Raw genomic sequence first — 11,851 nt, forward strand, 5'->3', positions numbered from 1 at the left:
GACGCCCCGGCTACCGGCTACCGGTACTCGGGGTGGATCCAGCTCGGCTTGCGGAACTTGAGGAACGCGACGGGCGCCGCGATGCCGAGCACGAGCAGCCCGCCGCCGACGATCAGCAGATAGCGCCACAGCGGCCCGGTGTCGTACTGGTCCGGCGGCACGAAGCCGATCACGAGCGCCAGCAGCGAGGCCACGAAGCCGACGCCCGCGACGGCGCTGACGGCCGGGACGACGAAGCCGCGCGGCGCGTCCGGCTGCGTACGCCGCAGCCGCACGACGGCCACGAACATCAGCAGATACGCGACCAGATAGATCTGGATCGTGATGACGGAGAACATCCAGTACTGGCTCGACACGTCGTGGCTGAACGCGTACAGCACCCCGATGAGCGTCGTCAGCACGCCCTGCGCGACCATCACGTTCTGCGGCACGCCGTACTTGTTGAACTTCTGCAGGAACGGCGGCAGATACCCCTCCTGCCGCGACAGCAGCACAAGTCCCTTCGCGGGCCCGGCCAGCCACGTCAGCATGCCGCCGAGCGCCGCGCACACCAGCATCACGCCGACGATCTTCGTCATCCAGCCGACCCCGAAGTGGTCGAAGAACGCCTGGAACGCCTGCATGAGCCCGGCGGTCAGGCTCAGCTCCTTCGCGGGCATGACCCAGCTGATCGCGAGGGCCGGGAGGATGAAGATGAGGAGTACGAGGCCGGTCGCGAGGAAGACCGAGCGCGGGTACTCGGCGCGCGGGCTGCGCAGCGAGGACACGTGCACGCCGTTCATCTCCATGCCCGCGTAGGACAGGAAGTTGTTGACGATGAGGACGAGGCTCGCGAGGCCCGTCCACGGCGGCAGCCAGTGACTCCCGTCCATCGGCGCGGCCGACGGATTGCCCTGCCCGAGGAAGACGAGCCCGAGCACGACGAGCACGACGCCCGGGATGAGCGTGCCGATGATGAGCCCGAGGGAGGACAGCCCGGCGATGGTCTTCGTGCCGCGCGAACTCACGTACACACCGGCCCAGTACAGGACGACGATGCAGATCGCGACGTACAGGCCGTTCTCGGCGAGGCTCGGGTGGATGACGTACGCGAAGGTGGACGCCACGTAGGCGAGCAGGCTCGGGTAGTACGCGATGGTCATCGCGAACTGGCACCACACGGCGATGAACCCGAGCGGCTTGCCGAGCGCCTCGCTCACCCAGCGGTAGATGCCGCCCGTCCAGCCGGAGGCCAGTTCGGCGCCGACGAGCGCGGTGGGGAGGAGGAAGACGACGGCGGGCAGCAGGTAGAGGAAGATCGCGGCGAGTCCGTAGATCGCCATGGACGGCGAGGGCCGCAGGCTGGCGACGGAGGCCGTGGTCATCAGGCCGAGGGTGACCCAGGAGATGAACTGACGGCGATTGCCGTCGTCGTCCTGCGCGGCATGCTGCACGGCGTGAACGTTCTGCCCGGGATCGTCCGGAGTTGTCATGGAGTCATGATCCGGTCAGGACGCGGAGGCCGCACCTCGCGGGATACGGGGTGGGGGTAAGGTGCGGGGCATGGTGACGACGCGGCGCGGCACGGGGCGGTGGCAGCGGCTGCTGCTGTTCGCGGCGCTGCTCTTCGGGATCGTCTGCATGCATACGTTGGGGCATCCGACGGGGCATTCCTCGGGGCACGAGCCGTCCACGGGCGCGCCGACGACCGTGACGGCGACGCACTCCGCCGCGCACGAAGCCGCCCCCGCCGCCACGCGCGAACACCACTCCGACTCCCCCGGCCACGGCGGCATGGACCCGCTGAACGTGTGCCTGGCCGTGCTCGGCTCGTTCACGCTGCTTGTTCTGCTGACGGCGGTGGTGCTGCGACCGCTGCTCGCGGCGGTCGCGCCGGGCCCGCGCGCCCGGGGCCTCTCCTTCGACCAGCGGCCGAACCCGCCCCCGCCACGAAGACTGCTCTCCCAACTGTCGGTGCTGCGCATTTAGGCCTGCGCCCGCTTTCGCGCGCCTGAATCCACTTCACCCTCATCGACAGCGAGGTACCCACGCATGCGCAAGGAGACTCCGCGCACCACCACCCGCCGCACCGTGCTCGGCGCGGCGATCGCCGTGGCCGGGACGGGAACCCTGGCCGCCTGCTCCTCCGGCTCGCCTTCCGGTTCGGCCGGACACGGCGGACACGGCGGATCCGGAGCCGCGCCCGGCGGCTACGTCGACCCGGCGGGCCAGGAGGTCGCCGCCGCCGAGAAGAAGCGCGGCTCCGGCGGCCGGACCCGCGAGGTCCGCCTCACGGCCGCCGCGACCCGGCTCGACCTGGGCGACCGCACCGTCAAGTCCTGGTCGTACGGCGGCGACCTGCCCGGCAAGGAGGTCCGGGTGACGGCGGGCGACACCCTCGACCTCACCCTCGCCAATCACCTCCCCGAACCCACGTCCATGCACTGGCACGGCCTCGCGCTGCGCAACGACATGGACGGCGTACCGGGCCTGACCCAGAAGCCGATCGCGCCGGGCGCCGACTTCACGTACCGCTTCAAGGTGGCGCACCCCGGCACGTACTGGTTCCACCCGCACTCGGGCACCCAGCAGGACCGCGGCCTGTACGCGCCGCTGATCGTGGAGGACCCGAAGGAGCCGCTCTCCTACGACAAGGAGTGGGTGGTCGTCCTCGACGACTGGGTCGACGGGGTGGACGGTTCGACGCCTGACGCGGTGCTGAAGGAGCTGCGGAAGGGGATGGACCACGGGGGCATGGACCACGGCGGCGGTTCCGGTGGCTCGGGCGGCTCCGGCGGGGGCGGTCACTCCGGGCACGACATGCCGGGGATGGAGGGCATGTCGATGCGCTCCGACGAGTCCCCCGGTGGCCCCTCCCGGATGATGATGGGCGCCAGGAGCGATCTGCTCGGCGGCGACGCGGGCGACGTGAAGTACCCGTACTACCTGGTCAACGGCCGTACGCCCGCAGCCCCTTCGTCCCTCAAGGCCCGCCCCGGCGACCGCGTCCGGATCCGGTTCATCAACGCGGGCGGCGACACGGCGTTCCGCGTCGCGCTCGGCGGCCACGAGATGACGGTGACGCACACGGACGGTTTCCCGGTGCGGCACGCGAAGACGGAGGCGTTGCTGCTCGGGATGGGCGAGCGGTACGACGTGCTGGTGACGGCGGGCGACGGGGTGTTCCCGCTGACGGCGCTCGCGGAGGGCAAGAAGGCGTCGGGGATGGCGGTGCTGCGTACGGGTTCGGGTGCGACGCCGGGTGCCTCGGTCCGCCCCAAGGAGCTGAACGGCCGGCTGCTCACGGCGGACAAGCTGCGGGCTGACGACTCGGTGGCGCTGTCGTCCCGTAAGCCGGACCGGACGATCAGGCTCCAACTGACCGGCGGAATGGCCAAGTACGACTGGGCCTTCAACAAGAAGCCGTACGACCCGGACGAGCGGTACCCGGTGCGGGCGGGCGAGCGGGTCCGCCTCGTCTTCGCCAACTCGACGACGATGTGGCACCCGGTGCATCTGCACGGCCACACCTTCTCCGTGGCGAACGTGGCGGGCGGCCCCCGCAAGGACACGGCGATCGTCCTGCCGAACGGCACGCTCACGGCCGACTTCGACGCGGACAACCCGGGGCTGTGGATGGTCCACTGCCACAACGTGTACCACTCGGAGGCGGGGATGATGACGGTGCTCGGCTACCGCCGCTGACCGCTCCCCGCCGACCGCTGACCGCGGCGGCGCCGACGAGGCGCCGCCGCGCCCTCAGTGACGTACGGAAGCCTCCTCGGCCTCCGGAATGTGCGAGGCCACGAGGCGTCCCGGCCCCGCCGTACCCCGGCCGCGGTCCACCGCGTACGCCACCGCCGCGACGCCGAGCCCGAGCAGCGCGAGCGCCGCGCCCGCGACCGCCGGGGACGTCACACCGAAGCCCGCGGCGAGCGCGAGGCCGCCGATCCAGGCGCCGCCGGCGTTGGCCAGGTTGAAGGCGGCCTGGTTGGCGGAGGAGGCGAGGGAGGGGGCCGCGGAGGCCTTCTCCATCACGATGAGCTGGAGCGGGGAGCCGGTCGTGAACGCCGCCATGCCGAGGAGGAAGACGGCGAGCGCCGCGCTCACCTCCGTACGCATCAGGAGCGGGAAGACCGCCAGGACCACGACGAGCGAGGTCAGGCCACCGAAGAGGGTGCCGCGCAGGGAGTGGTCCGCGAGGCGGCCGCCCATGAGGTTGCCGATGGTGGCGCCGAGGCCGAAGAGCGCGAGGAGCAGGGTCACGGAGGCGTCCGCGTAGCCCGCCGCGTCGGTGAGCATCGGCGTGATGTAGCTGTACGCGGCGAAGAGCGCGCCGAACCCGGCGACCGTCGTACCGAGCGCGAGCCAGACGGGCAGCGACTTCAGGGCCCGCAGTTCGCCGCGCAGGCCGGTGGCCGTCTCGCCGTGGCCGTGGTCCGCGGGGACGAGGGCCAGCAGCGCCGCGATGGCGACGAGCCCGATCGCGCTGACCGCGAGGAACGTGGCGCGCCAGCCCAGTTGCTGGCCCATCGCGGTCGCGGCGGGCACGCCGACGACGTTGGCGATGGTCAGGCCGAGGAACATCATCGACACCGAGCGGGCCTTGCGCTCGGGGGCCACGAGCGAGGTCGCGACGACCGCGCCGACGCCGAAGAACGCCCCGTGCGGCAGCCCGCTGACGAAGCGGGCGAGCATGAGCGAGTGGTAGTCGGGGGCCGCGGCCGAGACCGCGTTGCCGACGACGAACAGGGCCATCAGGCCGATGAGCACCCGGCGGCGCGGCATGCGCGCGGTGACCGCGGCGAGCAGCGGGGCGCCGATGACGACGCCGAGCGCGTACGCGGAGACGAGGTGTCCGGCGGTCGGGATCGATATGTGGAGGTCGTCGGCGACGTTGGGCAGCAGGCCCATGATGACGAACTCGGTCGTGCCGATGCCGAAGGCGCCCACGGCGAGCGCGAGCAGGGCGAGGGGCATGGAGCATCTTTCGGGTAGCGGTAACGGCGGCGTAAGTACGTAAGTTTACGTACGGAACAAAGGCTCCCGCGTCCGCTATTCCATGAGGTTAAAGCCGTATGACACGCGATGAACGTCGTAGGTCGAACGCCGGAGGTCGAACGTCAGAGGTCGACGCGGGCCGCGATCGGCAGATGGTCGCTCCCGGTCTTCGGCAGCGTCCACGAGGAGACCGGTTCCACGCCCTTGACCATGATCTGGTCGATGCGGGCCATCGGGAACGCGGCCGGCCAGCTGAACCCGAAACCGGAACCCGCGGCGCCCTGCGTGGAGCGCATCTGCGAGGTCACGCCGTTCAGGGCGCGGTCGTTCATCGTGCCGTTCAGGTCGCCGAGGAGGACGACCTTGTCGATCGGCTCGTCGGCGATCGCCTCACCGAGCGCGTCCGCGCTCTCGTCGCGCTGGCTCGCGGTGAACCCGGAGTCGAGCTTCACCCGCACCGACGGCAGGTGCGCGGCGTACACCGCGACCTTGCCCTCGGGCGTCGCGACGGTCGCGCGCAGCGCCCGCTTCCAGCCCAGCTTGATGTCGACGGCCCTGGTGTCCGAGAGCGGGTACTTGCTCCACAGCCCGACGGTGCCCTGCACCGTGTGGTACGGGTAGGCGTCCGCGAGCGTGTCCCGGTACGTCGGCAGCGACTGGCCCGTGACCTCCTCCAGGGCGATGACCTGGGCGCCGGACGCGGCGAGGTCCTTCGCGGTGCCGGCCGGGTCGGCGTTCTCGGCGTTCACGTTGTGCGTGACGACGGTCAGCTCGCCGCCGTCGCCCGTCTTGTCGGTGAGCAGCCCGCCGAACAGGTTGAACCAGACGATCGCCGGGGCCAGCACCGCGATCACCGCGGTCGCCGACTTCCGTACGAAGCCCAGGACGAGCAGCACCGGGATGAAGACGCCCAGCCACGGCAGGAAGGTCTCGGTCAGCGAGCCGAGGTTGCCGATCGTGTTGGGGATCTGCGCGTGCAGCACCATGACCAGCGCGAGCAGGATCGCGAGCACCGCGAGGACGATGCCGCGCCGCCAGTAACCGGGGTCGCGCAGTCCGGTGGACCCGGTTCCGCTGCCGTCGCCGCCGTTGTACGCCTGCGCCATGCCCTCGTCGCCTCACTGCTGCCGTGCCCGCTGCCCTCGCCCGAAACAGTAGGCGATGAGCAGCGGCTTTCCGTTCCTCTACGGTCTGGGGGACGTGTGCGGCGGCGCCTTGAGTTCCGGGTGACCGCCCCGGAACCCCGCCTTGTGACGAAACCCGCACGATTTAAGCCCCGACGCCGGGCGACCAAATCACGCCTCGGCGGCGAGTGGGCAAATTAAGCCCCTGCGGCGATTGAGCAGCGGGGTCCGGGGCAGAGCCCCGAGTCCGCAACCACGGAGCCGCCTGCTCAATCGCCGCAGGGGCTTAAGGTGCGGCCCGCAACCCCGCCAGGACCGTGTCGACGATGCGCTCGGCGAGATCCCCGGCCAGCGGAGCGTCGGACCGCATCACGGTCCGCAACAACATCGGCCCGGTCAGCAGATCCGCCGCGAACTCGACATCCGTCCCCGCCGGCAACTCCCCCTCCGCGACCCCACGCCGCACCACCTCGTGCGTCACCCGCCGCCGCGGCTCCACGACGACTTCCTGGTACGCGTCCCAGAGCCTCGGCAGCGTCTTCATCTGGGCGAGGACGTTGTGCAGCAGCGCCGACGTCCGCATGCTGAGCCCCCGCCTGCGCATGTGCTCAAGCAGCCGTACGAGATCGTCCCGCATCGAGGTGCCCGGCAGATCCGCGGGATCCGGCTCCTCGATGGAGGCGACGACGTCGACGAAGAGCTCCTCCTTGCCGCTCCACCGCCGGTAGATCGTGGCCTTGCCGACACCCGCCGTACGCGCGATGCGCTCGATGGACAGCGCGGTGAGCGGCACACCTTGTTCGAGCAGCTGGATGACGCCCTCGATGATCGCCTGCTCGACGGCCTCACTGCGGGGTCGCCCCCGCACGGGAGCACCGCCCCGTTCCTCGCCCACGCCCACCGCTCTCCGCCCTTCACCACTCACGACCGGCCCGGCGCATTGTCTCAACCCGCAGCTCAGTGGCGGCTCAGTGCCCCGCGCCGACCTTCTCCGACTGTTCACCGCTCTGCTCGGCGGGCGGATCCTTGGGCTTGCGCGGCAGGAAGAGCCCGGTCAGGACGGCGCTGAGCACGGCGACGCCCGCGCCGCACAGCGCGGTGATGTGCATGGCGTGCACGAAGGAGTCGTTGGCCGCCGCCACCAGCGCCTCGCCCCGCGGCCCGAGCTTCTCGGCGACGCCGAGCGTGGCCTCGATGGACGCGCCCGCGGCGTCCCGCAGCCCGGCGGGCAGCGGCAGGAGCTGGTCCTCGATCCCGTTCTTGTACGCGGTGGCCAGCACCGAGCCGAGCACGGCGATCCCGAGCGCGCCGCCGACCTGCCGGAACGTATTGCTGAGCGCGGAGGCCGAGCCCGCCTTCTCGCGCGGCAGCGACTGCATGATGACGACGCTGGTCGGCGTCATGACGTGGGCCATCCCCGTACCCATGAAGAAGAAGATGACCTCCATGATCCAGATCGGGGTGTCCTGGTCGAGGAGCGTGAACGCGGCGAGCATGGCCGCGAGCAGCACCAGACCCCCGGTCGTGGTGACCCGCACCCCCAGCCTCGCGACGACGAGCCGGGCCCGCGGCGCGAAGATCAACTGGGCGGCGGCGAGCGGCAGCAGGAACGCGCCGGTCTGCAACGGCGAGTAGCCGCGCACGCTCTGGATGTAGAACGACGCGAAGAACGTGACGCCCATCATCGCGAAGAAGACGAGCGCGATGCCGGCCATGGCGGCCGAGAACACCTTGTCCTTGAAGTAGTTCATGTCGAACGACGGGTGGTCGCTGCGCTTCTCGTACAGCACGAAGGCGACGAGCACGGCGAGGCCCGCGGCGATCGTGGACAGCACCTTGGCGCCGGTGAAGTCGCCCTCGTCGCCGCCCTTGATGATCCCGTAGACGAGCAGGACGAGGCCGACGATGGACAGCGCGACGCCGACGAGGTCGATCCGTCCCGGCTTCGGGTCCTTGGAGTCCGGCACGAGCGCGAGCATCAGCACGACGGCGATGATCACGATCGGCACGTTGACGAGGAAGACCGAGCCCCACCAGAAGTGGTCGAGGAGCAGCCCGCCGGTGATCGGCCCGATGGCGATGGCGAGCCCGACGCCGCCGGCCCAGATGCCGATGGCCTTCGGCTGTTCGTCGCGCTCGAAGACGTTCATCAGGACGGCGAGCGTGGCCGGCATGACGAAGGCGGCGCCGAGGCCCATCACCGCGCGGAACGCGACGAGTTGGGCCGGCGTACCGGACTCGGCGGCGAGGGCGGAGCCGATGCCGAAGACGACGAGCCCGCCGATCAGTACCTTCTTGCGTCCGATCCGGTCGCCGAGCAGCCCGGCCGTGAACAGCAGGCCCGCGAAGACGAGCGTGTACGCGTTGATGGCCCACTCGAGCTCGCTCTGCGAGGCGCCGAGCCCGACGGGTTCGGGGGTGGAGATCGTCTTGATCGCGACGTTCAGGATCGAGTTGTCGAGGACGACGATCAGCAGGCTCAGCATGAGCACGCCGAGGATCACCCATCGGCGGCGGTGGATCCGGTCGAGCCGAGGGTCCTGTGGGACGGCAGGAGTGGTCGTCATACGGCCGACCCTAGACCCATTTCGATACGGAACCGTCTCGTATTGAAAATCGAATACGAAGCCTTGCCGAGGCTTTACGTGGATGGGGCACGGGATCCGTAGGGGGCCTGGCGCGGGTGCGGCACGCGGTGCCACCATGGAACCGATCCGGGGACGCCGTCAGGGCGCCTCGAGACGACATGAATGGAGCCGTTGCGATGACGCAACAGACAGAGCTTTCGGCTGCCCAGAAGGAATCCCGGCCCACCGCGCTGTACGGGGGCAAGGGGACGCGGCGGGTCTCGGTCCGGGACATCGGTCTCGCGAAGGACCGGGGCGAGAAGTGGCCCATGCTCACGGCGTACGACGCGATGACGGCGTCGGTCTTCGACGAGGCCGGCATCCCCGTGATGCTGGTCGGCGACTCGGCGGGCAACTGCCACCTCGGATACGACACGACGGTGCCGGTCACCCTCGACCAGATGGTGATGCTGTCGGCCGCGGTCGTACGCGGCACGTCCCGCGCCCTGATCGTCGCCGACCTCCCCTTCGGGTCCTACCAGGAGGGCCCGACGCAGGCGTTGCGCTCCGCGATGCGGCTGGTGAAGGAGGCCGGGGTCGGGGCGGTGAAGCTGGAGGGCGGCGAGCGCTCGCACGCGCAGATCAAGCTGCTCGTCGACGCCGGCATCCCCGTCATGGCCCACATCGGCCTGACCCCGCAGTCGGTGCACACGCAGGGGTACCGGGTGCAGGGGCGCGGCGAGGAGGCGGCCCAGCAGTTGCTGCGGGACGCGAAGGCGGTGCAGGACTCGGGCGCGTTCGCGGTCGTCCTGGAACTGGTCCCGGCGGAGCTGGCGGCCGAGGTCACGCGTGCGCTGCACATCCCCACGGTGGGGATCGGGGCGGGGCCCGAGACGGACGCGCAGGTCCTGGTCTGGACGGACGCGCTGGGCCTGACCGGCGGGAAGATGCCGCGCTTCGTGAAGAAGTACGCGGAGTTGAGGTCGGTCATGTCGGAGGCGGCGCAGGCGTTCGCGGAGGACGTCGTCGGCGGAACGTTCCCCCAGGAGGAACACTCCGTCCGCTGAGCCGTGCCGCCCCCACGTCGCGGGGCTCCGCCCCGGACCCCGCGCCTCAATCGCCGGCGGGGCTTGATGTGCGCACCTTTCGATCGCCGCAGGAGCTTGGTCTATCAAGCCCCTGCGGCGATTGAGCAGCGGGGTCCGGGGCAGAGCCCCGCGACGTAGGCGATGTCGGCCCGCTGTCGGCGGCCCCCGCCCCCTGTAGGGCGGCTGTCGGTGGATTGTCGGTGCCGGATGGCACCTTCGTAGGCATGACGCGAATCGACAAGACTCCCGACAACGGCGGGCACGGCAACCGCCCGGTCGCCGTGTCCGTGCGGGGACTGGTCAAGCACTACGGCGCGACCAAAGCCCTGGACGGCGTGGACCTGGACGTGCACGAGGGCACCGTGATGGGCGTGCTCGGCCCGAACGGCGCCGGCAAGACCACCCTCGTGCGCTGCCTGTCCACCCTGATCACCCCGGACTCCGGCACGGCGATCGTCGCCGGCTACGACGCCGTGCACCAGCCCCGCCAGCTCCGCCGCGTGATCGGCCTCACCGGCCAGTACGCCTCGGTCGACGAGAAGATCTCCGGCCGCGAGAACCTGTACATGATCGGCAGGCTCCTCGACCTCTCCCGCAAGGAGGCGAAGGCCCGCGCCGACGGGCTCCTGGAGCGGTTCAGCCTCACCGACGCCGCCTCCCGCCCCGCGAAGACGTACTCCGGCGGCATGCGCCGCCGCCTCGACCTCGCGGCGTCGATGATCGGCCGCCCGCACGTCCTCTACCTGGACGAGCCGACGACCGGCCTCGACCCCCGTACGCGTAACGAGGTGTGGGCGGAGGTCCAGAGCATGGTGCGGGACGGCGTCACCGTCCTCCTCACCACCCAGTACATGGAGGAGGCCGAGCAGCTGGCCTCCGAGCTCACCGTCATCGACCGCGGCCAGGTCATCGCCGCCGGCGGCATCGAGGACCTGAAGGCGAAGGTCGGCGGCCGCACCCTGCGGATCCGCCCGGCCGACCCGCTGGAGCTGCGCCCGCTGGCGCACGCGATAGACGACATGGGGCTCACGGGCCTCGCCACCACCACCGTGGACACCGAGTCCGGGGCCGTCCTGGTCCCCGTGCTCAGCGACGAGCAGCTCACCGCCGTGGTCGGCGCGGTCACCGCGCGCGGCATCACGATCGCCTCGATCGGCTCCGAACTGCCCAGCCTGGACGAGGTGTTCCTGTCCATCACCGGCCAGAAGGCCTCCGCCCCGGAGGACGCACGGCCCGAGTTCGAGGAGGCCGCCGTATGAGTGCCACCACCCTCTCCCCCACCGCGGCCCCCACGATCACCGTCGAGGCCGACCCCAAGATCGGCCTGCGCGGCCATCTGCGGCACACGGGCGCGCTGGTCCGCCGCAATCTGCTGTGGATCCGCAACGACCCGGAGTCGATGATGGACGCGGTGCTCATGCCGATCATCTTCACGCTCCTGTTCGTGTACGTCTTCGGCGGCTCCATCGGCGCCTCGATGGGCGGCGGCCAGGACGCGTACGTCCAGTACGTGATCCCCGGCATGATCGCGATGATGAGCATGAACATCGCGCAGGGCGTGGGAACCGGCTTCAACGAGGACTTCCACAAGGGCATCATGGACCGCTTCCGCACGCTGCCCATCGGGCGCGGTTCGGTCCTCATGGCCAAGGTCTCCGTCGAACTGCTGCGGCTGCTCGTCGCCATCACGATCCTGATGATCGTCGCGCTGCTTGTCGGCTTCGACATCACCAACTGGGGAGGTCTGCTCGCCTCGGTCGGCCTGACCGCGCTGTTCGGCTCCTCCGTCATGTGGATCTTCCTGACGCTCGGCGTCACGATGAAGACGGCGCAGGCCGTGCAGGCCATGGGCTTCCTGGTGATGATGCCGCTGCAGTTCGGTTCGTCGATCTTCGCGCCGACGCAGTCGATGCCGGGCTGGCTGCAGGCCTTCACGGACTGGAACCCGATGTCGACGCTCGCGGACGCCTGCCGCGGCCTGATGGTCGGCGGTCCGGCCGCCCACGACGTGTGGGTGACGGTCGCCTGGTCGCTGCTGATCACCGCCATCATGGCGCCGGTCGCGATCCGCAAGTTCACCAAGCAGAGCTGA

Annotated in this window: 10 protein-coding genes; 5 read left to right on the forward strand and 5 right to left on the reverse strand. The window is 70.4% G+C overall.

The genetic code is table 11. The features are described from left to right. Positions 1–17: 17 nt before the first annotated feature. On the reverse strand, positions 18–1,472 hold the full coding sequence (locus tag RBJ65_RS39875; RefSeq protein ID WP_306323475.1) for an APC family permease: 1,455 nt from the start codon (positions 1,470–1,472) through the stop codon (positions 18–20). A 70-nt stretch (positions 1,473–1,542) separates the two neighbouring features. On the opposite strand from RBJ65_RS39875, the gene RBJ65_RS39880 reads away from it, so the two are divergent. Further along, positions 1,543–1,968: a DUF6153 family protein gene (locus tag RBJ65_RS39880; protein ID WP_306323474.1), complete on the forward strand. Its 426-nt coding sequence runs from the start codon at positions 1,543–1,545 to the stop codon at positions 1,966–1,968. A gap of 63 nt (positions 1,969–2,031) precedes the next feature. Then, the gene (locus RBJ65_RS39885) at positions 2,032–3,684 is read left to right on the forward strand and encodes a multicopper oxidase family protein (protein WP_306323473.1); all 1,653 of its coding nucleotides are present in this window, start codon (positions 2,032–2,034) and stop codon (positions 3,682–3,684) included. 54 nt (positions 3,685–3,738) lie between these two features. Here the strand turns inward: RBJ65_RS39885 and RBJ65_RS39890 are convergent, their stop codons facing one another. The 4 genes from RBJ65_RS39890 to RBJ65_RS39905 form a co-directional block, all read right to left on the reverse strand. Further along, positions 3,739–4,959, reverse strand: a complete 1,221-nt coding sequence (locus tag RBJ65_RS39890) for an MFS transporter (RefSeq protein ID WP_306323472.1) — start codon at positions 4,957–4,959, stop codon at positions 3,739–3,741. Positions 4,960–5,102: 143 nt separating this feature from the next. Beyond that, positions 5,103–6,086, reverse strand: coding sequence for an endonuclease/exonuclease/phosphatase family protein (locus RBJ65_RS39895; protein WP_306323471.1), 984 nt, complete (start codon positions 6,084–6,086; stop codon positions 5,103–5,105). 304 nt (positions 6,087–6,390) lie between these two features. Next, the gene (locus tag RBJ65_RS39900) at positions 6,391–7,029 is read right to left on the reverse strand and encodes a TetR/AcrR family transcriptional regulator (RefSeq protein ID WP_372341449.1); all 639 of its coding nucleotides are present in this window, start codon (positions 7,027–7,029) and stop codon (positions 6,391–6,393) included. Positions 7,030–7,072: 43 nt separating this feature from the next. Continuing rightward, positions 7,073–8,671: a DHA2 family efflux MFS transporter permease subunit gene (locus tag RBJ65_RS39905; protein WP_306323469.1), complete on the reverse strand. Its 1,599-nt coding sequence runs from the start codon at positions 8,669–8,671 to the stop codon at positions 7,073–7,075. Positions 8,672–8,868: 197 nt separating this feature from the next. Here RBJ65_RS39905 and panB point away from each other — a divergent pair, with 197 nt between their 5' ends. From panB to RBJ65_RS39920, 3 genes are all read left to right on the forward strand, one after another. After that, a complete protein-coding gene (gene panB / locus RBJ65_RS39910) occupies positions 8,869–9,738 on the forward strand; it encodes a 3-methyl-2-oxobutanoate hydroxymethyltransferase (RefSeq protein ID WP_306323468.1) in 870 nt (289 codons plus the stop codon). 245 nt (positions 9,739–9,983) lie between these two features. Next, the gene (locus tag RBJ65_RS39915) at positions 9,984–11,018 is read left to right on the forward strand and encodes an ATP-binding cassette domain-containing protein (RefSeq protein ID WP_306323467.1); all 1,035 of its coding nucleotides are present in this window, start codon (positions 9,984–9,986) and stop codon (positions 11,016–11,018) included. After that, positions 11,015–11,851 (forward strand): ABC transporter permease, encoded by an 837-nt coding sequence (locus RBJ65_RS39920; protein WP_306323466.1) that lies wholly within the window; start codon positions 11,015–11,017, stop codon positions 11,849–11,851. Before RBJ65_RS39915 ends, RBJ65_RS39920 begins: the two co-directional genes overlap by 4 nt.

This window comes from Streptomyces sp. KL109B, from assembly GCF_030766935.1.
Taxonomy (GTDB): Bacteria; Actinomycetota; Actinomycetes; order Streptomycetales; family Streptomycetaceae; genus Streptomyces.

What these genes read in the sequence shown, in the direction of transcription:
- RBJ65_RS39920 (WP_306323466.1), top strand. Translation starts at nt 11,015, where the DNA reads ATGAGTGCCACCACCCTCTCCCCCACCGCGGCCCCCACGATCACCGTC.
- RBJ65_RS39885 (WP_306323473.1), top strand. Translation starts at nt 2,032, where the DNA reads ATGCGCAAGGAGACTCCGCGCACCACCACCCGCCGCACCGTGCTCGGC.
- RBJ65_RS39890 (WP_306323472.1), bottom strand. Translation starts at nt 4,959, where the DNA reads ATGCCCCTCGCCCTGCTCGCGCTCGCCGTGGGCGCCTTCGGCATCGGC.
- RBJ65_RS39880 (WP_306323474.1), top strand. Translation starts at nt 1,543, where the DNA reads ATGGTGACGACGCGGCGCGGCACGGGGCGGTGGCAGCGGCTGCTGCTG.
- RBJ65_RS39915 (WP_306323467.1), top strand. Translation starts at nt 9,984, where the DNA reads ATGACGCGAATCGACAAGACTCCCGACAACGGCGGGCACGGCAACCGC.
- RBJ65_RS39895 (WP_306323471.1), bottom strand. Translation starts at nt 6,086, where the DNA reads ATGGCGCAGGCGTACAACGGCGGCGACGGCAGCGGAACCGGGTCCACC.
- panB (WP_306323468.1), top strand. Translation starts at nt 8,869, where the DNA reads ATGACGCAACAGACAGAGCTTTCGGCTGCCCAGAAGGAATCCCGGCCC.
- RBJ65_RS39875 (WP_306323475.1), bottom strand. Translation starts at nt 1,472, where the DNA reads ATGACAACTCCGGACGATCCCGGGCAGAACGTTCACGCCGTGCAGCAT.
- RBJ65_RS39905 (WP_306323469.1), bottom strand. Translation starts at nt 8,671, where the DNA reads ATGACGACCACTCCTGCCGTCCCACAGGACCCTCGGCTCGACCGGATC.